Here is a 20,941-nt window from a genome sequence, read left to right as displayed (position 1 = left end):
GCCGGAAACAGGTGTGGCGGGGTTCCCCGTAAAGGGGAACCCCGCCACACCGGGTCAAGCACTGGTGCGTTCTAGCGTGAACGCTGGCGCAGACGCTGGATATCCAGGATCACGACGGCGCGCGCCTCAAGGCGCAGCCATCCACGCTGTACGAACTCGGCCAGGGCCTTGTTCACTGTCTCGCGCGAGGCGCCGACAAGTTGGGCCAGCTCCTCCTGCGTCAGTTCGTGGGCGACCAGGATGCCATCGGTGGCCGGACGTCCAAAGCGGTCCGCCAAGTCCAGCAGTGCCTTGGCGACACGACCCGGAACATCGGAGAAGACCAAGTCGGCCAGCGACTCGTTGGTGCGGCGAAGGCGTGAGGCCAGTGCCTGCAGCAACTGGACCGAAACCTCCGGGCTGCTCAAGATGACCTTGCGCAGGTTTTCGTGGCGCAGTCCAGCCAGTCGGGTTTCGGAGACCGCAGTCGCTGTTGCGTTGCGCGGGCTGGGATCGAACAGGGCCATTTCGCCAAACAGTTCACCCGGGCCAAGCACGGCAATCAGGTTTTCACGACCGTCAGTTGAGGTGCGCCCCAGCTTGATCTTGCCCGAAACAATGAAGTAGAGCTGGTCGCCCTGGTCGCCCTCGCGGAAAACCGAGGCGCCACGGGATAGATCCACTTCAGTTAGTTCTTCAGTCAATGCAGAGAACACCTCGTCGCCCAATGAAGCGAAGAGAGGTGCTCGGCGCAGTACCTCGATATCCATAAAATCTCCTGTCAACTGTCGTTAGCGCTGTTCCAATTGTGCCGTACACATTGCCTATGTGACAGCTTCCACACGCGTCGTGGGCCCGAATGTGGTTAGAATCGCGGGAAATCCCGCGCTGTCCAGACTAGACTTGGGGCTGCGAGTAGTGTTCGGGGGACTTTCTTGGGGTTCCGCCACACGGTTAGAGAAGTTGGGGTCCACGCTGAATGTTCGGATTGACATGGTTGGACTTGTTGCTTGCCATTTCGTTGGTCAGTTTTCTGGTCTCTGGCCTGCGCAAAGGCTTCTTCGTCACGCTCGGCGCCATCATTGGTTTTCTTGCCGGCGGCATTGCCGCTTTCTACGCAATCCCCTTGGTTTCGACCTGGGTTACCAATCCAGGATGGCGAATCTTCTGGATCGTGGCCTCGGGCCTGCTCTTCATCCTGATCGGCCAGGGAATCGGCATGGCCATCGGAGCGAGAATCCGCTTATGGCTGAACTTTCCGGTGCTCAAATCCTTCGATCGGCTCATTGGAGGCATCGCCAACACCGTCATGGCGGCCCTGGTGATCTCGGCGATCGCACTCTCTGCGGCCACCATGGGAGTGCCCTGGGTATCCCAGCAAATCGCGGACTCGAGGGTGCTGAGCACCATCGCGTCCTGGACGCCCAAGCCGATCACCAACCTCGTCACCGCGGCGCGATCCCAGGTCATGGGCCAGACCATCCCCGAGCTTTTCGAACCCTTTGCCCCCAAGGTCGCCGTCGATGTGCCGGAGCCCGAGTCCCTGGGTGCCGGTGTCGATGCCGCGGCGGCCTCGGTGGTCAAGATCATCGGCACTGCCTACGCGTGCGGTGTTAACCAGGCGGGGTCCGGTTTTGTGCTGGCACCTGACCGCGTGATGACCAACGCCCACGTGGTCGCCGGCATCAGCGAACCCTCGGTGACCACCCAAGACGGGAACGTGCTTTCGGGATCCGTCGTGTACTTCGATTCCGTGGCCGACATCGCGGTGCTGGATGTCCCGGACCTGGGCCTGGAACCGCTTCAACAGGGCAAGGACCTGGAACGAGGAGACAGTGCGGCATTCCTGGGCTTCCCCGGCGGAGGATCCTTCCGCTCCATGGGTTCGGTCGTTGAATCCTTGAGCACCGTAGCGATCCAGAACATCTACGGCGCTGAACCAACCCCGCTTCGCATCTACCAGCTTGCCGGGAAGGTCGAACAGGGCAACTCGGGCGGACCGATGCTCGATGCCAGGGGCAAGGTGGTTGGCATGGTCTTCGCCAAGGCAAAGGGAGGCGCTGAAGTCGGTTATGCGTTGGCGCTCGAGGAGATCGACAAGGCTCTGGCAAAGTCCGAAACCGCCCGCCGGCCGGTCCCCACCGGCGCGTGTTCCCCGCACTAGCAGGTGCGGGGCGCATGCGAAGCCCCGGGTTCATAACCAGTGCAGCTCTGCTCCGTGCTGTCCGGCATGTGCCAAGGGAACCCGGTCCAGAGCCAGGGTGAAAAAACTCGCGACGTTGCCCTGCCGGGAACGGTTTTCCAAATCCATGAAAAATCCCTCGTTGGAGATCCAGCGGCAACCCAGGCCGGCGATCGTTTCGGCGAAAAGGGCTCGCCGGGGTTCATCCAGGTATGCCAGGACCGCCGAATTCATCACGACGGGTACCTTGTCCTTCGGTGCTGCGTCAACGAGGTCCGAGATGCGGTCGTTCAGATCGCCGGTGAGGATCAACGGCGCCCCTGCGCTGCTGGGGATGGTCCCGTCCTTCAGCGCAGCCAAGGTGAGCAGCGCCGCATCGAGTCTCTCCAGCCGATCGTGCTGGCCAGGCCACACCAATGCGCGCAGCCAGGCAACGGTTTCCGGGTCTGTTCCATCGAGCGGGTTCAAATCGACACCGGCCCGCCAGGCGATCTCCGGAAGGTGCCGTGGCAGCGGGGGAGATCCGGTGGTGGAGCAGCGCAGCAGCGGGGAGCCGGTGCCCAGGGGCGCTGCCCCGTCGTAGGAATAGGAGTAGAGGTCCGGCAGCAGACACAAGCCCGCGGAGGGCCCTACTTCGATGAGCGCCAGCGGCCGCTCTTCCTGTGTGGCGACCATCCCCAGGGCCGGGATCAGCGTTGCGCAGCGTCCGACCTCGTTGGTCTGGGTGGCGCGTTCCATGACGATCCGGCGGATCTCCTCCCAGTATGTCAGGAGGTAGTCCTGCAGGACCGGGAAGGATTCGTCGGGGCAGCCGTGGAAGCGGGCGGCGGAAAAGACAAGGTTTGGTTGGCGTTTGGGCGAGGGCAGGCCCGAAACGAGACCGCGCAGCGTCGTGCTGCCTGCGATCCCGAGTGCCCACTGCCTGTAGACCTCGCTGTGGCCGGTAAACCAACGCTGTGCGTAGTCGTCGTAAAGCGCTGCGACCTCGTCGTCGGTCGTTGGATCATTCCCCATGTACGCATCCCCTTGGCGCATCGAATCAAGATTGGAGCTGGCTACCTCCCCACGAGGTGAATCAGTTGCTCCACACCCAAAACATACCCATTGGTCCCGGCTCCCACAATGACCGAGGCGGCGACCGCGGAAATATAGGAGTGGTGGCGGAATGCCTCGCGCTGGTGGACGTTGGAAATGTGGACCTCGATAACCGGCAACTGGACCCCGGAAACCGCGTCGGCCAGGGCCACCGAGGTGTGGGTGAATGCGCCGGGGTTGATCACGATGCCCACCATCGTGGTGCGGGCCGCATGGATCGCATCGATCAGCACGCCCTCATGGTTCGATTGCAGGAATTCCACCTCGTAGCCGGCCTTGGCTGCGGCTGTGCGGCACAGCGCCTCGACGTCGGCCAGGGTTTCACGGCCGTAGGTCTGCGGCTCACGGATGCCCAGGAGGTTCAGGTTGGGGCCGTTGAGGACCAAGATGGATCCGGTGGTGGTTTCGCTCATGCCTCCACTCTAGGCAAAGCCGGGGTGCCGGGATGTCGCCCGGGCACGGTTGGACGTTAAATGACGCGGTGGGCGGGGCATACCCGAGGGCACTGCCCCACCCACCGGTGGTTGTTGCGAAGCGTTGGGCTACTTGTGCATTGAATCCGCGATCTGCGTCATGACGGTGTTGTCCGCCAGCGTGGTCGCGTCCCCGACCTCGCGGCCTTCGGCGACATCCTTGAGCAGCCGGCGCATGATCTTGCCCGAACGGGTCTTGGGCAGCTCGGGGACCACCAGGATGTGGCGTGGCTTGGCGATCGGGCCGATGTCCTTGCCCACATGGGCCCGGAGCGTGGCAACCACGTCCTCGCCCTCTTCGGGCTCGACCTGCAGGATCACGAAGGCGACAACGGCCTCGCCGGTGGTCTCGTCCTTCGCCCCGACCACGGCCGCCTCGGCGACGTACGGGTGGGCGACCAGCGAGGACTCGATCTCGGTCGTTGAGAGGCGGTGCCCGGAAACGTTCATCACGTCATCCACGCGGCCCAGCAGCCAGATGTCCCCATCCGTGTCCTTCTTGGCGCCGTCCCCGGCAAAGTACATGCCCTCGAAGCGTGACCAATAGGTCTCCTGGTAACGGTTCATGTCGCCCCAGATGCCACGCAGCATCCCCGGCCATGGGTCGCGGATGACCAGGAAGCCACCCTCGCCGTTGCCCACCGAGACACCCATGTCATCGACGACGTCCACGGTGATGCCCGGGACCGGGCACTGTGCGGAGCCCGGCTTGGTGGAGGTGACCCCGGGAAGCGGGGCGATCATGTGCGCACCGGTCTCGGTCTGCCACCAGGTGTCCACGATCGGGGTCGGGTGTTCCTTCTTTTCCCCGTTGGGCCCGTTGTTGGAGCCGATGACCTCGCGGTACCACATCCATGCCTCGGGGTTGATGGGCTCACCCACCGAACCCAGCACGCGCAGCGAGGACAGGTCGTAGGAATCCGGGATCGCCCGGCCCCACTTCATGAATGTGCGGATGGCGGTCGGCGCGGTGTACAGGACGGTGACGCCGTAATTGGCGATGATTTCCCACCAGCGGCCCTGGTTCGGGAAGTCCGGTGTGCCCTCGTACATGACTTGGGTGGCCCCGTTGATCAACGGGGCATAGGTGACGTAGGTGTGCCCGGTGACCCAGCCGATGTCGGCGGTGCACCAGAACACGTCGGACTCCGGGTGCAGGTCAAAGGTGTCGCGGTGCGTCGCCGCGGCCTGGACCAGGTACCCGCCGGTGGTGTGGATGATGCCCTTGGGCTTGCCGGTGGTACCGGAGGTGTAGAGCACGAAAAGCGGGTGTTCCGCCTCATGTCCCACTGCGGTGTGTTCGGTGGAGGCGGTGTCAACGACATCGCCCCACCACTTGTCCAACTTTTCGTTCCAGTTAACGTCCTGGCCATTGCGCTTGACCACCAGGACATTTTGGACCGTGTGGCCGTCCTTGGCCAGGGCCTCGTCGACGGCCGGCTTCAGCGAGGAAGGCTTGCCGCGGCGCCACGTACCGTCGGCGGTGACCACGAGCTTGGCCTCGGCGTCATCGACGCGGCTACGCAGTGCATCGGCGGAAAAGCCGCCAAAGACCACCGAGTGGATGGCGCCGATGCGGGCGCAGGCCAGCATGGTGATCACTGCCTCAGGGATCATCGGCAGGTAGATGGCTACGCGGTCGCCCTTGGCGATGCCGAAGGACTCGAAGGCGTTCGCCGCCTGCTTCACCGCATCGGTGAGCTGGGAGTACGTGTAGGAGCGGGTGTCGCCCGGCTCGCCCTCGAAGTGGATGGCGACGCGGTCACCAAGCCCGTTTTCGACGTGGCGGTCAAGGGCGTTGTAGGCGGCGTTGACCTTGCCGTCGGCAAACCACTTGGCCACCGGGGCCTGCGACCAGTCCAGGACCTCGGTGAAATCGGTGTCCCAGGTCAATACCTTGCGGGCTTGGTCCTCCCAGTAGCCCAGGCGGTCGGCCTTGGCTGCCTCGTACTGTTCGGCCTTGCCGACGGCAGTGGCTACAAACTCGACGCTCGGGGCAAAGGCGCGGGTTTCATGCGAGAGGTTATCAAGCGTGGAGGTATGGGTGTCCGACACAGTTTTGGTCCTTCCGACAACAAAAACGGGGTTCTAGTGATTCAGGTTACAGCCGCCGGGCACGCCAAGGTGTGCCCCATCACAAGTATGACAGTGCAGGGGTGCGGTTTGTGCGGTGAGCGGCTGATTTCCGCGTTCAATGGTTGGTGGTTCCCCTTTCGCGGACCGTTTGGCACCGGATCACGGTTCGCGCGTGCGCGGGACCTGCGGGCCGAAGCGACGGGTATCCGCGGTGCGCCGAATGCCGCACGTTGTGCGTTGGCGCGGATAAGGTTGTAGCTAGCCCTGTGTGAAGCGACGCAACCGGCAAGGCATGCACCGCACACCATGCGGGGCACTGGGTGTTTCCACACGGCAGCAGGCTTGCCGGGCTCCGAAGCGGGCCCGGAACGCAACACGAACAAGAAGTGGGGTCTTGAGATGGACAAGGTGAACACCAAGGCAACGGGCGAGAAGTCCGGGCAGCGGGCGAAGTCGGCCATTGGGCCGTTGACAATGCGCGATGCCGTCGTCGTCCTGGGCGGGATACTGGTGATCGTGGGCTCCTTGTTCCCGATCCCGTGGTCCAAGACCGTGTCGGTGAATATGTGGATCTTCCCGGGTTTGCCCTTCCACCTGCTTATCGCGCTGGTGTTGCCGTTGCTTGTCGCCGGCGGATTCGCCTGGCGCCGGTTCACCGGGCGCACCCGGGTTCGCATCGGCTCGCTGAGCCTGGACCAAGCCGGGTCGGTGGTTGCGCTGGTTGCTGCCGCGTACTTCTTCAACTCCTATGTGGCCTCCATGTCACCTGCCTACCTGATCGGCTTCGTCGGTGCGCTGGCGATGGTTATCGGAACCACGTTGGCCAGCTACTTCGGTGCCTTCCGCCGCGACTTCGCGACCGGTGGGGAAACCGTGCTGGGCTCCGACCTTGCACCGGCGGCACGTGAGGACCAACCGGCGGCCGGCAAGTCCGGGAAAAGCGAAAACAAGGACTCCGAAATCCCTGCATCCAGGGTGGCAAGCATCCCAAGGACCTCCAACGCCGCGTCGCGTACCGGGAAAACGGTGGCCGGCAAGGAAGAGGCCCCCGGTGCAGCCCCGGCGAAGGAAGCCGCCCCAAGCACCGCGGGGGTGAAGCCAGGTGCCGCAGCGACGCCGACGGCCAAGACGGTTTCGGATTCCGCGGCAGGCACCGGTGCAGCGGCAGCGGGTGCCGGAAACACAGGGGTGCCCAAGGCCGATGCCTCGCCGAAATCCGGATCGACCCCGGCCGGACAGGCATCCGAGGCAATCCCCAAGCGCAAAACCCCCGGAGAAGAGACCCAGGTTCCCGAGGTGCCCGGTTCCAGGGCTGCGACCCCTGCCCCGGTTGGCCCCGGCGCAGGGACCCCGGGCAGCGATGCGAAAACACCATCACCCGGGGCCCGCTCGGCAGCGGATTCGGGCGTGCAGGATGCCAAGGCCGACCCCTTGAAGCCCGAGGCGCCGGCGAACCCAAGCACGCCTGGGGCATCCTCTCCACGGACCGAGGACAAGCCAACGCAGTCGGCCCCGGCGTCCAAGACGCCAAGGGACGTGAGGGAGTCGAGGACCGGAACCGGTGCAGCCAAGCCGGAAACCAATGCCGGCAGGCCCACCGTCCCGGCGGCTTCCACGGGCTCCGGCACCCTGGTGGTTCCGGGCTCGGTCGCATCCTCCTTCGAAGCGAGCAAGGACAAGGGCGATGTCCTGGCCAAGGAAAACGTCGCCGGGTCCCACGGGGGAGCCGCAGCCAAGCCCGCCTCGGCCGATGGCTCCGCGTCCGATACCCCAACGCCGGAACAGGGCAAGGAAAGGGACGCAGCCACCAGCGATGGCAGGAGGGACAAGAGCGAATCGGCGATCGCCACCGGTACCGGGGCAGCCGCCGGCGCGGAGGCCGGGACGTCCCGGCAGGATGGGCCAACCCCGCCACCGGCAGACCAGGCCAAGGTCTCCGGGTCCGCAACGGACAAGGATGAGCCGGCAACCAGTGCACACCCGGCAGCGAAACCAAGCGTTCCGGTGAGCGGGGGAGCCCAGGCAACCGCAGCCCTATCGCGGGCGGATTTCGACGCCCACCGGGCGGCTGCCGAGAAGGCCAAGGCGGAGGCGGAAGCCGAGTCCTCCTTCGGTGCCCGCGCCGAAAGCGAGGACCCGGAACCGGTGCCCACCAGCTTCTGGTTTGCACTGAACCACCCGCGCCCGGTCTTCCACCACCTCAACGGCACGATGCTCGAAACGCTGTACCCCGGAACGTGGATCCTGTGCGTGGAGGACCGCGGAAGCGACTACTTCATCAACCTGCCCGACGGGCGCCCGGCCGTGCTGCGCAACCTCGATGACCTGCAATTCCCGCAGCAGTAGGCATGGGACCCGAAGAGACCCCGCTGGGGCGCAAGCGAAGGGCCCGGAAGATCAACCGGGTGCTGGCTGAAACCTACCCGTACGCCGTCGCGGAGCTGGACTTCACCAACGCCTTCGAGCTGCTGGTGGCCACGGTGCTCTCCGCGCAGACCACCGATGTGCGCGTCAACGCGATCACCCTGGCGCTCTTTGCCGCCTACCCGGATGCCCTGGCCATGAGCCAGGCGCAGCCGGCGGCGCTGCAGGAGATCATCCGCTCCACCGGGTTCTTCCGGGCCAAGGCTGCCTCGCTGCTCGCCCTGTCCAACCGCATCGTCGATGAATACGACGGGGAGGTGCCGGGACGGCTGGAGGACCTGGTGACCCTGGCCGGGGTAGGGCGCAAGACCGCCAACGTGGTGCTGGGCAATGCCTTCGGGGTCCCGGGCATCACCGTGGACACGCACTTCATCCGCCTGGCCCGGCGCTTCGGGTGGACCAAGGAAACGGACCCGGTGAAGATCGAACACGCGGTGGGTGCGCTCTTCGAGCCCAAGGACTTCACGATGCTCAGCCACCGGGTGGTGTTTCACGGCCGGCGCGTCTGCCACGCACGCAAGCCTGCCTGCGGTGCCTGCCCGCTGACCACCTTGTGCCCGTCCTACGGTGAGGGTGAAACCGATGAGACCAAGGCGGCCAAGCTGCGCAAGTACGAGCTGGCCCCGGGCCGAGAAGAACTGGCGGCAAAGATGCGCGCCGGGGCGACCCGGCGCGAACTGCGCGCCCAGGGTTACGGATTGGAAGCATGAGCGTACGCGACCAGCTCCTTGACATGCTCCATGCCAAGGAACACCTGGTGGGCGGCGGCGTGGCCCAGGCCACCAAGATGCCCGACTCCTGGGTGTTCAACCCGTTGAACCCGGATACTGCCAAGCACGCCGCGGTGCTGATCCTCTTCGGGAGGCTCGATGACGTGATGGCCGCAAGCGACGTCGGCTCGGTGCCCGAGGACCTGGACGTGCTCTTCGTGACCCGCGCCCGCACACTGCGCAAGCACCCCGGACAGGTGGCCTTCCCGGGAGGGAAGGTCGATGAGCAGGACAACGACGCGATCGCCGCCGCGCTGCGCGAGGCCGAGGAAGAAACCGGCCTTGACCCTGCAGGGGTGGAGATCCTGGGGGTGTTGCCCGATGCCGAACTGCCCATCACCAACTTCATCGTCACCCCGGTCATCGGCTGGTGGCGCGATCCCTCGGAGGTGTTCGTGGTCGACGAGGGCGAATCGGCCAAGGTGTTCCGCGCACCGGTGGCCGACCTGCTTGATCCCGGGCACCGGGTCAGCTCGGTGGTCACACGCGACGGGGAGCGTTTTTCCGCTCCCGCCTTCGACGTGAATGGTGGCTTCATCTGGGGTTTCACCGGGATCCTGCTGGATCGGATCTTCGATGACCTGGGCTGGACCGTGCCCTGGAACCACCACCGCGAGGTCGCCATCCCGCTTGGCTGAGGCGGGCGGGGCCCGGCCGGATTCCGCTTCTGGGCGGCTACTTCGCCTGGTCGTAGGAATCGACGATGACCGCGCTGACCGGGAAGTCCACCGGGATCTTTCCGAAGAGGAGCTCGGCGGCTGCCTGCGCGGATTCGTGCACCAGCGCCACCACTTCATCGGCCCGGCCGGCCGGCACGTGCAACATGATCTCGTCGTGCAGGAAAAACACCAGTTCCCCGGGATCGTCTCCTGCCTCCCTCAAGTTGTTCATCCGGCGGCGCAGCTCGCCCATCCAGCACAAGGCCCACTCTGCGGCGGTGCCCTGGACGATGAAGTTCCGGGTGAACCGGCCCCGGGAACGCGCCTCGGTTTCCACGGCGCGCTGCTCGGCGTCGGTGGAGGCACGCGTCCTGGCACGCATCCATGCCTCGGGCGCCGCCGGTGAACCGCGGCCCAGGAACGAAGCGACCGCCGCCCCGGATTCGCCCTGCGCCGCTGCCCACTCCACCAGCGCCACCGCCCGCGGGTAGGTGGACTTGAGCTTGGGCATCAAACGGCCCGATTCCCCGCTGGTGGCCCCGTACATCGCCCCGAGCATCGCGACCTTCGCATGCGCCCTGTCCCCGCCGAACCCGGCATCGGCAATGCCTTGGTACAGGTCCTTACCCCGTGCGGCCGTTGCTAGCTCCGTGTCACGCGAGAGCGCGGCCAGGATCCGCGGCTCCAGCTGCGCGGCGTCGGCAACGACCAGCAACCTGCCCTCATCGGCACGCACCGCCGAGCGCACCTGGTGGGGGATCTGCAGCGCTCCTCCGCCATGGGAGGCCCAGCGCCCGGTGATGACCCCGCCGACGATGTACTCGGGGCGGAAGCGGCCCTCGGCGACCCAGCGCTCAAGCCACGCATGGCCGTTCGCGCTGGCCAGCCGGGCGATCTTCTTGTAAGCCAGCAATGGTTCGATGACAGGATGCTTGATCTCGGCCAGCTCCCAGGCACGCGTGTTGCTCACCGCGATGCCCGCCCGGTTCATGGCCTTGAGAAGTTCAGCCGGCGAGTCCGGATTCAGCGTCGGGGCACCGAGGAGGAGGCGCAGTTCTCCGGCCAGTTCCTCCATGTGCGGTGGGCGGACGCCCGGGGCGACCCTGGGTCCCAGGGCCTCGTTGAGCAAGCGTTGATGTTCGGCCACATCCCACGGCACCCCGGCGTGGGTCATTTCCGCGCCGATGAGCGCGCCGGCGGATTCGGCGGCCAGCAGGAGCCCCAACCGCTTCCCGCGCTCGGTGTCCGGCACCGCGGTGCGCTGGGCAAGGAACTCCGCCACCACGTTTTCCAGGGCGCCGGTATCGTCCTTGGGCTCGGAAAACAGTTCCCCCTGGTCCGCGGAGACCCTCGCCGGGGGCAAGAGGTGGGCCGGGGCGCCATGGGCCGGATCCGCCAAGCGGGTGATCGACTCGAGGTAGGGCCCGGGTAGCGCGTAGGGGGCAAGATGCAGGATCGCCCGGACCAGCGAGATGTCGTGGGCGCGTTCGATGCGCACCCCGGCGGCGAGCAATCCCGGGTACCAGGTATGCACCGAGTCAAAGACCCAGCGCGGCTTGCCTGCCTCCAACTCAGCGACGATTGCCGCAAGACCGTTCCCGTAAACGTGAATGGGCGGGCGCAGCGCGGTGCCGGCGGCGTCGAGAAGCTGCACCACGGCGGTGGCGGAACCGGCTTCGGACTCGGACTGGGAACTGGAGTGGGTGGCCACTACCGCAAATTGCTGCACGCTTCATTCTTGCAGTTCGGCAGCGGGCAACACCCTTCGCAACACCCTGGCCCCCGATGGCTCCTCCCCGCACACCCGGTGCCGGCAGCGGACCCGGTGTTGTCCCGAGGCAGCGGACAGGGGCTTCACTCGAGATGGGGCGGGGCAGCAACCTGAGAGGCAGGGCGAACAAATGCGATTTGTGGCCAGCCCGCCGAAGCAAAGGAAGCGGAATCTGCAATTGCCGGCACTGCGTGCAACGCGTACTTCCCAAGAGGCGCCGGCGTCGGGGCAGCGCCGTCGTGAGGCGGCCGCCTGGCTCCAAGTGATATCCCCGGGAGAGCAGGAATCGGCCGACCGAGCTGCCCTCCACACCGGCCTGCCGACGGCGGTTTCCGTTGCGGAGCCAACGGTGCCCGCACCTGCACTCGGGGCGAGCGGCGGGAAGTTCCGTGCCGGTGAGCCCCTGGGGATGCCGGGTCCCGCACGTTCTGCGGGGAACGCGGCAACGGGCAGGCCGGCGGAACTGGCCGGCGCCATCGTGTTCAGCCGGGATGTGGAGCTCTCTCAGGTGCTCGCAAGTGTTGCCGTGGGCGCGGGGATCGCCCTGGCGCCGTGCCGCAATGCCGACCAGGCAGCCGAACATCTCCAGGAGGTGATCCTTGTCGGATCGGATTGCGTGGCAGAAATCGATGCCCGGTTCGCCGGCTCCACCCTGGTGCTCACCGGCCAGGAGGAACACCAGGATGTGCTGTGGCGTGCTGCGGCCAGCTGCCCCGGTGCCCGCGTGGCGGTGCTGCCCCAGGCAGGCGCCTGGCTCGGGGAGTACCTGGGCGAGCTGGGACTGCACTGCGGAAAGGCGCACACCACGATCGTCGCCGGGGCAGGGGGCGGGGCCGGAACAAGCACCTTCGCCGCACTGCTGGCCGCCACCGCAACGCTGGATGGATACCGGACTCTGCTCCTGGACGCAGACCCGCATTCACCCGGGCTGTGGCCGATGCTGCGGGCCAGGGAACCCGACGGGCTGGGATGGGAGGACCTGGAGAACTCCCGCGGGCAACTCTCCCCGAGCCAACTTGCGGAGATCCTGCCGTTGTCACAGGGCACCGCGGTGCTGTCCTGGGTGCGCAGCCCCGGATGCTTCGTGCCTTCCGAAGCGCTGCTGACCGAGGTCTTGGCAGCATCGCGCCGCATCTACGAACGAATCATCATTGACGCCGGGCACCTGATCGGGGTCCCGGCCTCCGTGGTCGCGCTGGCGAACACACGCTTGCTGATGCTCTCCGCCCGTCCCGGAGCCGCACGTGAAGGCACCGGGCAGCGTCCCGGGGTCCATGCAGCTGCTTGGCGACTGGTCCTTTCCGGCAAGCTTGCCCCGGGCACCGACACCCGGGTCCTGGCCCAACGGGCGGGCATCGAGCTGGGCGGCTATTTTCCCCCGAAGCGGCGCATCGAGCGGGCCACGGCAGAGGGTTCCCTGATGACCGTGTTGGTGAGCCGTTCGATTCGCCGCACCGTGACGCGGCTTGGAACCTTTGACCGGTACGAGAGCGAGAGTGCGGCATGAGCTCGAATCTTCCTCCGGCACCGGGATACCCATGGGATCCCGCGGGCGCTGGTGCATCGCGCACGGGCTCCGGACGACGACGTTGGTCTGCTCCCGTCCCGTCGCGGGTACCCGGGGCTGTGCCGAAGGTGCTCGAAGAGGTTCGGCGCAGGGCCATGGAGAGCGCAAGCGGGCTCAACCAGGTCGAGTTGGCTGGCGCGGTGCGCTCCTCGGGCAGCGCGATGGGCGCGGCCAGCAGCACGGAGATGCTTCGCAACCTCAGCGATGACATCCATGGGCTCGGCATTCTCGAGCCACTCGCCCGGGTCCCGGGAACCACCGACGTCCTCATCGATGCCAATGGCCGGGTGTGGGTCGATGGCAATGAGGGGATGCATGCTTCTGAGCTGGCTTTCGGAGAACCGGCGCAGGTCCGCGCGCTCGCCGTACGGCTAGCCGCGGCCGGGGGACGCCGGCTCGATGACGCCCAGCCGTTCGTCGATGTCACCCTGGGCAACTACCGCATCCACGCGGTGCTTCCCCCGATCTCTACGGGAGGTCCGCTGCTCTCCATCCGCGTCAAGGCAGCCGGGAACCAGCAGCTCCAGGACCTGGTCCCGGACCCGGCATGGTTGGCAGCCCTCGAGGCCGTCGTGGCCGCCAAACTCAACTTCCTGGTCTCCGGTGGCACCGGGGCGGGAAAGACCACGTTGCTGGCAGCGATGCTGTCCCGGGTGCCGGGGAACCAACGGATCATCGTGGTCGAGGACTCCCAGGAACTGACTCCCATCCATCCCCACCTGGTGGGGATGCAAAGCCGTGGCGGGAACGTGGAGGGCGCCGGGGAGATCGGGCTCCAGGTCCTGGTGCGCCAAGCACTGCGCATGCGCCCCGACCGGCTGGTCGTTGGCGAATGCCGTGGCGCCGAGGTGCGCGAATTCCTCGGCGCCATGAACACCGGGCACGAAGGGGCTGCCGGAACCCTGCACGCCAACAGCGTCGGTGCGGTACCTGCAAGGCTGGCAGCCATGGGGGCACTTGCCGGCTTGGATGCCGGGGCCACGGCGTTGCAAGCCGCCAGCGCCCTGGACGTGCTCATCCACGTCTCACGCAACCGCGCCACGGGCATCAGGGGACCGGTCCAACTGGGCCAGCTTCTCCTGGCCGGGAACGGGAACCTTGCGGTGCGCATGATCCACGAGGGCGGTTCGGGAACCGGAGACCCCGAGGCCCTTGCTTGGTTCCGGGCTCGTCTCAGTGCCGCAGGGCAGGTGAGCCCATGGTGATCCAAGGCCTTGCAATGCTGCTGCTGGGTGCCGCGACCTGGCTATGGCTGGGTCCCGGGAACAGGTTCGGCACTACGAAGACAGTGCGGCCCCGGGGCGAGGGGAACCCTAGACTGATCTTGTTTCCTCGAAACCTCCGACGCCAACGCAGGGATGAGGCCGGTGACACCGACGAATACGCGAAATTCGTCAGACAACTTGCGGCGATGCTGCGTGCCGGCACCAGTCCTGCCACGGCCTTTGAACTGCTCGCCGGGCTGTGGTCATCGGATTCGGGCCGGTGCGCCGTCGACATCCACCGCGCAGCCACGGGCGCACTTGCCCAACTACGTATCGGGGGAACCCTGCAGCAAGGATTGGTCTCCCATGTCTGCGCCCATACACAGGGCCACAGGCTGTGGGCGCGCTTGGCCTGGTCATTGGCCATCTGTGAGGAATCCGGGGCTGCGCTTGCCGACCTGCTTGAGACAGTCGCCGATGACGCGGAAACCTCGGCTGACATGCACCGGGCCCTGCAATCTGCCCTCGCCGGTCCCAGGGCCACCAGCAAGTTACTTACCTACCTGCCGGGGATCGGCCTGGGCTTGGGGCAATTACTGGGTATCAACCCCTTGTCGGTTCTCACCACCCACCCGGTGGGCCGCGTCGCGCTTCTTTTCGGAGTGTGCCTGTGGCTGGGAAACCGCTTGTGGTGCGCGCGGCTGCTCCAAACCATCACCAAAAAGGTTCCCTCGTGATTCCGGCACTGGTGGCAGTGATTCTGGCGGGAGCCGCGGTATGGCTCTGGATTGGGTCTTCGACCCGGTCCGCGCACGCCGAGGAAGCAAGCGATCATACGGGCACCTCCACGCTGGGCGCGCCAGGCAGCGGCGGCGGGGTTCCGGCCGAACCGCTCCCGCTGGTGCTGGAAATGTGCGCGACACTGCTCGATTCGGGACTCCCGATTGGCTTGGTGCTTCGCATCGTCGGAGCCAATGTCCCGGGGTACGACTCCCTTCTGGCAGTTACCCGGGCGTTGGACCTGAACGTGGGATGGGACAGGGCATGGTCCCAGGGCGACGGGACGGCGCGTGAACTTGAGCAGTCGCTGCGGCTCACCAGGCTCTCCGGTGTTCCTGCGGCGGCACTGTTGCGTTCCTCCGCCGTGGCTGCGCGCAAACGGGGCGTACGCCAGGCCGAGGCACGCGGGGCGGAATTCGGGATCAAGCTGATGATCCCGCTGGGATTGTGTGCGCTGCCGGCGTTCATTTGCTTGGGGGTCGTGCCCGTGGTGGTCTCCTTGCTCCCGGACTTCTAGTATGCCTACGGCGGCGGCTTGCGCGTGATCTTTCCCGCACGGGGGATCCGGGGGCCGCCAGAGGGAAAGCTGGGCAGAGAGTTATCCCCAGTTGACAGTGCCCCCCTCCCGAGGGGCTTGGGCAATCCCCAGACTCGTGTTGGGAGCCGGGCAACGCCCACCGGCGGGCACCCGGACCGACCCCCTCATTCCAGGAGCAATCAGGACAACGACCCATTCAAGGAGAAAACCATGGAAAACGACGATACCGAAACTGCCCCCGGGCACATCGATCTGCACGAGCCAGCGAAGCCATCCGAAGCAATGTTCTCCGGCGAGGAAGGCAGCACCACCGCTGAATTTGCCATCGTCACCCTTGCGGCCGTGGCTTTCGCCGGACTGCTGGTGAGCATCCTCTCCAGTGGTGACGTGCGTGGAATGCTGATGGGCCTGATCCGCCAGGCATTGTCCTTCTAGGTACGAAGGAGATGCGCCATGGCAAGATACCCGGAGGCCGGATCCAGCACCGCCGAAGTGGCCGTGCTGTTGCCGGCTGTGGCGATCCTGCTGGCCGTTGCAGCAGGAGCCGGTGCCGTGGGTGGCCAGCAGGTCCGTATCCAGCAGGCAGCAAGTGCCGCGGCTAGGGAACTGGCCCGCGGCACCGCTGCCTCCGAAGCCATCGGGACGGCCCACCGCATTGCCGGGGAACGAATCAGCGTCAGCTGCGGGGAGTCAGGCGGCTACGGCCGCGTGGTAGTGCGTTCGGCGGTCCAGCTGCCGCTGCTTGGCGATATCGAGCTGCGGGCAGAAGCCAGCGCACGCCACGAAAACCTGCCATGAGTCCGGCCCCTGGCTCCGGCGCCGCGCACACCCAGCGCGGCAGCGGAACGGTGCTCATGCTTGCCGTGGTGTGCGTGGCTGCTCTCGGACTGCTCGTGGTGTTGATGTTCACCGCCGTCGCCCAAGCAGGGGCCAAGGCAGGCACGGCAGCCGATTTGGCTGCCCTGGCAGCGGCAGATGCCGCCCGCCTGTTGTTTCCCGGAGATCCATGCGTGGTGGCGGCCGCCACCAGCGTTGCCAACGACGCGACGCTTGCCGGTTGCTCGAGGCAAGGCCCGGGTGGTGAGATTGTGATGGTGCGGGTGGAAGTACCTGTCGCACCGGTGGGCTGGTTGCCGACGCTGGCCCGTGCCCACTCGGTGGCCAAGGCGGGGCCGCCGCCACAACCTTGGCTCCGGGAATAGAATGTGCCAAGGGGAAAACCGACGGCGGCGGTAGAGCCATTAGGCCGCAGGTGCCGGCCCGACCGCCCGTTGGGCTTCCTGCAGGACGGCCGAGAGCAGCCGCACGGCTCCTGCCTTGTCCAGCGGGTTGTTCTTGTTCCCGCATTTGGGGGACTGCACGCACGAGGGGCAACCTGTGGAGCATTCGCAGGCGAGGATGGCATCGCGTGTGGCACCCAGCCAACCCCTCGCCCGTTCGAAGCCGCGCTCGGCAAAGCCGGCACCACCGGGATGGCCGTCGTACACGAAGATCGTCGGCATCCCAGTATCCATGTGGAGCGCCGTTGAAACCCCTCCGATATCCCACCTGTCGCTGGAAGCCACCAACGGCAGCAGTCCGATGGCAGCATGTTCCGCAGCATGCAGTGAGCCAGGGAACTCCTCCTGGCAAATACCGGCGGCAAGAAGGCGTTTCTCCGGAATTGTGAACCACACGGACTTGGTGTGCAAGTCCCGCGACTCGAGCTCCAGCGGCTCCTCTGAGAGGATCTCGTTGCTCATCACCGACTTGCGTTGGAAGGAAACCACTTGCGTTGTTACCACCACATCCCCGAAATTGGCGGTGATCGGTCCCCACTGCCTGGAACGGTCCGTGGTCACGACCTCGACGGTGGTGATGTCACGGGCCTGGGTGTAGAAGTCGGGGTTGGCGCGGGTCACCATGACGCAGTGGTCGGTTTCATTTAGCTCATCGACCACATAGGTGGCGCCTTGGTGGACATAGATGGCCCCGGCATGCGCCTGGTAGTGCGTTTGGGGGGAGTCCATGGTGCCAAGCAGCGCACCGGTATCGGACTCGATGATGCTCACCGGCCCGCCTCCGTCGGCGCGCAGGCTCACCATGGATGCAGCGTGCTGAGGGTGTGTCCAGAACCAGCCGGCAGGACGGCGGCGAAGGAAGCCACGCTCCACCAAGGAATCGAGTAGTCCCTGGGCGGTGGAGCCGAAGGCCTCGAGGTCCTCAACGCGCAAAGGAAGTTCCTCCGCGGCTGCGCAGAGGTGCCCGGAGAGAACGTAGGGGTTTTCCGGATCGAAAACGGTCGCCTCGACCCCAGCCTCGAAAATCGCTTCGGGGTGGTTGACCAGGTAGGTATCAAGAGGATCGTCGCTGGCTACCAACACCGCCAGTGAGTCTTGTCCCGCGCGGCCGGCCCGTCCAATCTGTTGGAAGAAGGAAGCCCGGGTTCCGGGCCATCCCGCTACCAGCACGGCATCGAGGCCTGCAACGTCGATGCCCAGTTCCAAGGCGGAGGTCGAAGCCACTCCGAGAAGTGATCCGTTGCGCAGTGCATTCTCCAGCTCACGGCGCTCGGCAGGCAGGTATCCGGAGCGGTATGCGGCAACCCTGTCGGGAAGGGACGGGTGGACCTGGTCCACCATCGAACGGGTGATCGTTGCAATGGTTTCGGCGCCCCGTCTGGACTTGATGAAGGCCAGTGTCCTTATCTGGGAGCAGACCAAGTTGGCCAGCAGGTTTGAGGTCTCTGCGATCACGGTGCGTCTTGTGGGCGCCCCGTTCTCGCCGTGCAGGTCAGTCAACGGCGGTTCCCACAGGGCAATGGTGACGGATCCCTTAGGGGAGAAGTCGTTGGTGACCTCGGTCGCCGGTGCGCCGATGAGCTTGGAGAACGATGCGGCCGGGTCTGCACTGGTGGCTGAGGCTCCGATAAACACCGGGTCGGCGCCGTAGTGGGCACAGATTCGCCGGAGACGGCGCAGCAGGTTCGCGATGTTGGACCCGAAGACCCCTCGGTAGGAATGTGCTTCGTCGATGATGACGAACTTGAGCCGGCGCAGTACGCGGGCCCACCAAGTGTGGTTGGGTAGGATGCCGAAGTGGAGCATGTCGGGATTGGAGAGAATGAAGTTCGAATGGTCGCGGATCCATCGTCTGGCCGAAACCTCGGTGTCCCCGTCGTAGCTTGCCGCCCGAACCGTTGGCAGTGCAAACCCCTCGATGGCAGTAAGCTGGTCGGCGGCCAATGCTTTGGTCGGGGCCAGATACAGCACCGTGGCGTCGTTGGGGATCAGGCTGGCCTGGTTTTGCAGGGAAGAGACGTGGATCGAGTTGAGCGCCGGCAGTTGGTAGGCCAGTGACTTGCCCGACGCGGTGCCCGTGGCGACGATGGTGTTCCTGCCCTCGTGGGCGAGGTCGGCCGCCTGGACCTGGTGCAGCCACGGGGAAGCCACCCCAATCCGTTCGAAGGCGGTCCGTACATCGGGGTGCACCCAGTCGGGCCATGGGCCCGGCAAGGCTTCCCTGGCCTCGATGATCCGGGAATGGAGCAGCGCCTGGGGGGTGGGTCCATGGCCCAGCAGGGCGATCTGTTCCGAATATTCGTTCACAGGTTCATTGTGGCATCACCTGGCACCGCACCGTGCCCGGAACAAAAGAAATGGGCGGGTCTCGCACCTGTGAGACCCGCCCATTGAATATTCCGTAGCCGGTTAGGCTTCCTGCTTGCCCTCAAAGAGCACGACGTTGCCCAGGTCCGTCCAGCCCAGGGACTTGTAGAGCTGTTGCCCGTCGTTGCTGGCGATCAACAGGCCCTCTTCGACATCATGTTCCAGAGCAAGCGAGACCAATGCGCGCATGGTAAGACTGCCCAGTCCTTGCCGACGAAAATCGGGGGCGGTTATGATGCGGTCAAAGATGGCGAACCCGTTCACTGCCGAGACGTGGCCGCTGGCGGCGACGACTTCCGGCTCGTCCACGGGGTGGATGGATACGTAGGCGTGCGACTGGTCGCGTTCGATCTGGAAAGCGAATCCGTCCGCCGGACGTGGTTCTTCGACATCGTGGCCGCTCATGTCGGTGACCATAAGGATCTCGTTCGCGTTGACGACCTTGAGGCCGGCTGCCTGCGCCGCTTCGATAAGCGTGGTTGTCTCATTGGCGAACGCTGTCAGCCGACGCTTGGGATGCTTGTGCAGTGTTTCGGCGACTGCCACCAACTCATCATTGGATGGCTCGTAAATGACGTATTCCCAGTCACCGGAGGTGTCATGACGGAGCGCAGCATGGACGCGGCCCTCGTGCCTGCTCTCGTAGCCTCGTGCGCCAGCCCAGCCGGAAACCCATGTACCAATTAGTTCATCGCTTGCAGTTGATCCCATAAATCGACCCTACCCCGTGAACTGCCTACATGGGATTCAATTACACGAACTGTTGCGTGCTTGAAACACACCGTCAACCCGGTGATAGTTGCCACGTCGCGTGCACTACGCACGGTTAAGGCCATACCCTTAAGAGCGTGCCGCAGAACCGAATTGTCTTGTACTACGCCTTTACTCCGATTGCCGACCCAGAGGCAGTGCGCCTTTGGCAGCGAGCCCTAATGGAACGGTGGGGCCTTCGCGGCCGCGTCATTATTTCCAAGGACGGCATCAACGGGACGGTGGGCGGTGGTATCAAGGAAATGAAGATGTACGTCAAGGCCACCCGCGAGTATCCGGCGTTCAAGAAAATGGATATCAAGTGGTCCGAAGGTTCAGCCGAGGACTTCCCCCGCATTTCGGTCAAGGTGCGCGATGAAGTGGTGTCTTTCGGTGCCCCGGGCGAACTGGAGGTCAATGCGGATGGTGTTGTGGGCGGTGGCGTCCACCTGAAACCGGAAGCGCTGCACGAGCTTGTTGAAACTAAGAAAGCCGCCGGAGAGGAAGTCCTTTTCTTTGATGGACGCAATGCTTTCGAAGCCCAGATCGGCAAGTTCAAGAACGCAATCGTGCCCGACGTCGAAACCACCCATGACTTCATCGCCGAGATCGAGTCGGGCAAATACGACGAGATGAAAGACCAGCCGATCGTCACCTATTGCACTGGTGGTATTCGTTGCGAAGTGCTCTCGGCGCTCATGGTCAAGCGTGGCTTCACCGAGGTCTACCAGATGCAGGGAGGCATCGTACGCTACGGGGAAACCTACGGCGACAAGGGTCTGTGGGAAGGATCACTATATGTCTTCGACAAGCGCATGCACACGGAATTCAGCGATGAAGCAGTGACCATCGGCCAATGTGTTTGTTGCAACGCACCCACGAGCAAGTTCGAAAACTGTTCAAACCTTTCCTGCCGCAGTCTCCGCCTTTTCTGCAGTGAGTGTGCGGGTAGCGAAGAATTGCGCCAATGCCCCGATTGCGCCGTCGAAGCAAAGAATCTCGTCAAAACATAGGGCGGCCTTCAC

Annotated in this window: 19 protein-coding genes; 12 read left to right on the top strand and 7 right to left on the bottom strand. The window is 65.2% G+C overall.

All coding sequences use genetic code 11. The features are described 5' to 3' along the window. Window positions 1-71: 71 nt before the first annotated feature. Complete coding sequence (locus tag ABEA12_RS12955; RefSeq protein ID WP_210099928.1) at window positions 72-749, bottom strand: Crp/Fnr family transcriptional regulator; 678 nt, start codon at window positions 747-749, stop codon at window positions 72-74. A gap of 209 nt (window positions 750-958) precedes the next feature. Here ABEA12_RS12955 and ABEA12_RS12950 point away from each other — a divergent pair, with 209 nt between their 5' ends. Further along, window positions 959-2,143 (top strand): MarP family serine protease, encoded by a 1,185-nt coding sequence (locus ABEA12_RS12950; protein ID WP_210099929.1) that lies wholly within the window; start codon window positions 959-961, stop codon window positions 2,141-2,143. A 30-nt stretch (window positions 2,144-2,173) separates the two neighbouring features. On the opposite strand, the gene ABEA12_RS12945 is transcribed toward ABEA12_RS12950, so the two are convergent. The 3 genes from ABEA12_RS12945 to acs all read right to left on the bottom strand — a co-directional run bounded on the left by ABEA12_RS12945 (window position 2,174) and on the right by acs (window position 5,784). Then, window positions 2,174-3,175, bottom strand: coding sequence for a DUF2332 domain-containing protein (locus tag ABEA12_RS12945; RefSeq protein ID WP_210099930.1), 1,002 nt, complete (start codon window positions 3,173-3,175; stop codon window positions 2,174-2,176). A 41-nt stretch (window positions 3,176-3,216) separates the two neighbouring features. Beyond that, the gene (gene aroQ, locus ABEA12_RS12940) at window positions 3,217-3,669 is read right to left on the bottom strand and encodes a type II 3-dehydroquinate dehydratase (protein WP_210099931.1); all 453 of its coding nucleotides are present in this window, start codon (window positions 3,667-3,669) and stop codon (window positions 3,217-3,219) included. 129 nt (window positions 3,670-3,798) lie between these two features. Further along, complete coding sequence (gene acs, locus ABEA12_RS12935; protein WP_210099932.1) at window positions 3,799-5,784, bottom strand: acetate--CoA ligase; 1,986 nt, start codon at window positions 5,782-5,784, stop codon at window positions 3,799-3,801. 420 nt (window positions 5,785-6,204) lie between these two features. On the opposite strand from acs, the gene ABEA12_RS12930 reads away from it, so the two are divergent. From ABEA12_RS12930 to ABEA12_RS12920, 3 genes are read left to right on the top strand one after another with little or no spacing between them, the layout of a single operon-like run. Continuing rightward, window positions 6,205-8,151, top strand: coding sequence for a hypothetical protein (locus tag ABEA12_RS12930; RefSeq protein WP_210099933.1), 1,947 nt, complete (start codon window positions 6,205-6,207; stop codon window positions 8,149-8,151). A gap of 2 nt (window positions 8,152-8,153) precedes the next feature. After that, window positions 8,154-8,939 carry an endonuclease III gene (nth, locus tag ABEA12_RS12925; protein ID WP_210099934.1) on the top strand — a complete coding sequence of 262 codons (786 nt, stop codon included), beginning with the start codon at window positions 8,154-8,156 and terminating at the stop codon, window positions 8,937-8,939. Continuing rightward, on the top strand, window positions 8,936-9,637 hold the full coding sequence (locus tag ABEA12_RS12920; RefSeq protein WP_210099935.1) for an NUDIX hydrolase: 702 nt from the start codon (window positions 8,936-8,938) through the stop codon (window positions 9,635-9,637). Before nth ends, ABEA12_RS12920 begins: the two co-directional genes overlap by 4 nt. A 37-nt stretch (window positions 9,638-9,674) precedes the next feature. Here ABEA12_RS12920 and ABEA12_RS12915 read toward each other — a convergent pair whose 3' ends face one another. Next, window positions 9,675-11,387, bottom strand: coding sequence for a bifunctional 3'-5' exonuclease/DNA polymerase (locus ABEA12_RS12915; protein WP_345468533.1), 1,713 nt, complete (start codon window positions 11,385-11,387; stop codon window positions 9,675-9,677). 220 nt (window positions 11,388-11,607) lie between these two features. Here ABEA12_RS12915 and ABEA12_RS12910 point away from each other — a divergent pair, with 220 nt between their 5' ends. From ABEA12_RS12910 to ABEA12_RS12880, 7 genes are all read left to right on the top strand, one after another. Beyond that, the gene (locus ABEA12_RS12910; RefSeq protein WP_210099936.1) at window positions 11,608-12,936 is read left to right on the top strand and encodes a CpaE-like family protein; all 1,329 of its coding nucleotides are present in this window, start codon (window positions 11,608-11,610) and stop codon (window positions 12,934-12,936) included. Next, window positions 12,933-14,201, top strand: a complete 1,269-nt coding sequence (locus tag ABEA12_RS12905; RefSeq protein WP_210099937.1) for a TadA family conjugal transfer-associated ATPase — start codon at window positions 12,933-12,935, stop codon at window positions 14,199-14,201. The genes ABEA12_RS12910 and ABEA12_RS12905 overlap by 4 nt, the downstream gene beginning before the upstream one ends. Next, window positions 14,195-14,938, top strand: coding sequence for a type II secretion system F family protein (locus ABEA12_RS12900; protein WP_210099938.1), 744 nt, complete (start codon window positions 14,195-14,197; stop codon window positions 14,936-14,938). Before ABEA12_RS12905 ends, ABEA12_RS12900 begins: the two co-directional genes overlap by 7 nt. Then, the gene (locus ABEA12_RS12895) at window positions 14,935-15,498 is read left to right on the top strand and encodes a hypothetical protein (protein WP_210099939.1); all 564 of its coding nucleotides are present in this window, start codon (window positions 14,935-14,937) and stop codon (window positions 15,496-15,498) included. The genes ABEA12_RS12900 and ABEA12_RS12895 overlap by 4 nt, the downstream gene beginning before the upstream one ends. Before the next feature lie 231 nt (window positions 15,499-15,729). Continuing rightward, the gene (locus tag ABEA12_RS12890) at window positions 15,730-15,954 is read left to right on the top strand and encodes a DUF4244 domain-containing protein (protein ID WP_345468532.1); all 225 of its coding nucleotides are present in this window, start codon (window positions 15,730-15,732) and stop codon (window positions 15,952-15,954) included. Window positions 15,955-15,972: 18 nt separating this feature from the next. Further along, window positions 15,973-16,317 carry a TadE family type IV pilus minor pilin gene (locus tag ABEA12_RS12885; protein ID WP_210099940.1) on the top strand — a complete coding sequence of 115 codons (345 nt, stop codon included), beginning with the start codon at window positions 15,973-15,975 and terminating at the stop codon, window positions 16,315-16,317. Beyond that, the gene (locus tag ABEA12_RS12880; RefSeq protein WP_210099941.1) at window positions 16,314-16,721 is read left to right on the top strand and encodes an Rv3654c family TadE-like protein; all 408 of its coding nucleotides are present in this window, start codon (window positions 16,314-16,316) and stop codon (window positions 16,719-16,721) included. Before ABEA12_RS12885 ends, ABEA12_RS12880 begins: the two co-directional genes overlap by 4 nt. A gap of 39 nt (window positions 16,722-16,760) precedes the next feature. Here ABEA12_RS12880 and ABEA12_RS12875 read toward each other — a convergent pair whose 3' ends face one another. Continuing rightward, the gene (locus ABEA12_RS12875; protein WP_210099942.1) at window positions 16,761-19,106 is read right to left on the bottom strand and encodes a DEAD/DEAH box helicase; all 2,346 of its coding nucleotides are present in this window, start codon (window positions 19,104-19,106) and stop codon (window positions 16,761-16,763) included. Between the two features lie 102 nt (window positions 19,107-19,208). Next, window positions 19,209-19,877 carry a GNAT family N-acetyltransferase gene (locus ABEA12_RS12870; protein ID WP_210099943.1) on the bottom strand — a complete coding sequence of 223 codons (669 nt, stop codon included), beginning with the start codon at window positions 19,875-19,877 and terminating at the stop codon, window positions 19,209-19,211. Window positions 19,878-20,014: 137 nt separating this feature from the next. On the opposite strand from ABEA12_RS12870, the gene trhO reads away from it, so the two are divergent. Then, entirely contained in the window at window positions 20,015-20,929 is a 915-nt protein-coding gene (gene trhO, locus ABEA12_RS12865; protein ID WP_210099944.1) for an oxygen-dependent tRNA uridine(34) hydroxylase TrhO, read from the top strand. The last annotated feature ends 12 nt before the right edge of the window (window positions 20,930-20,941 follow it).

The organism is Paeniglutamicibacter antarcticus (genome assembly GCF_039544305.1).
Lineage (GTDB): Bacteria > Actinomycetota > Actinomycetes > Actinomycetales > Micrococcaceae > Paeniglutamicibacter > Paeniglutamicibacter antarcticus_C.
Note: the sequence above shows the minus strand (reverse complement) of the source record. Positions and strands in the feature narration are given on the sequence as shown.

What these genes read in the sequence shown, in the direction of transcription:
- ABEA12_RS12900 (WP_210099938.1), top strand. Translation starts at nt 14,195, where the DNA reads ATGGTGATCCAAGGCCTTGCAATGCTGCTGCTGGGTGCCGCGACCTGG.
- ABEA12_RS12905 (WP_210099937.1), top strand. Translation starts at nt 12,933, where the DNA reads ATGAGCTCGAATCTTCCTCCGGCACCGGGATACCCATGGGATCCCGCG.
- ABEA12_RS12945 (WP_210099930.1), bottom strand. Translation starts at nt 3,175, where the DNA reads ATGGGGAATGATCCAACGACCGACGACGAGGTCGCAGCGCTTTACGAC.
- ABEA12_RS12880 (WP_210099941.1), top strand. Translation starts at nt 16,314, where the DNA reads ATGAGTCCGGCCCCTGGCTCCGGCGCCGCGCACACCCAGCGCGGCAGC.
- ABEA12_RS12920 (WP_210099935.1), top strand. Translation starts at nt 8,936, where the DNA reads ATGAGCGTACGCGACCAGCTCCTTGACATGCTCCATGCCAAGGAACAC.
- ABEA12_RS12930 (WP_210099933.1), top strand. Translation starts at nt 6,205, where the DNA reads ATGGACAAGGTGAACACCAAGGCAACGGGCGAGAAGTCCGGGCAGCGG.
- ABEA12_RS12870 (WP_210099943.1), bottom strand. Translation starts at nt 19,877, where the DNA reads ATGGGATCAACTGCAAGCGATGAACTAATTGGTACATGGGTTTCCGGC.
- nth (WP_210099934.1), top strand. Translation starts at nt 8,154, where the DNA reads ATGGGACCCGAAGAGACCCCGCTGGGGCGCAAGCGAAGGGCCCGGAAG.
- ABEA12_RS12950 (WP_210099929.1), top strand. Translation starts at nt 959, where the DNA reads ATGTTCGGATTGACATGGTTGGACTTGTTGCTTGCCATTTCGTTGGTC.
- ABEA12_RS12890 (WP_345468532.1), top strand. Translation starts at nt 15,730, where the DNA reads ATGGAAAACGACGATACCGAAACTGCCCCCGGGCACATCGATCTGCAC.
- ABEA12_RS12885 (WP_210099940.1), top strand. Translation starts at nt 15,973, where the DNA reads ATGGCAAGATACCCGGAGGCCGGATCCAGCACCGCCGAAGTGGCCGTG.
- aroQ (WP_210099931.1), bottom strand. Translation starts at nt 3,669, where the DNA reads ATGAGCGAAACCACCACCGGATCCATCTTGGTCCTCAACGGCCCCAAC.
- ABEA12_RS12955 (WP_210099928.1), bottom strand. Translation starts at nt 749, where the DNA reads ATGGATATCGAGGTACTGCGCCGAGCACCTCTCTTCGCTTCATTGGGC.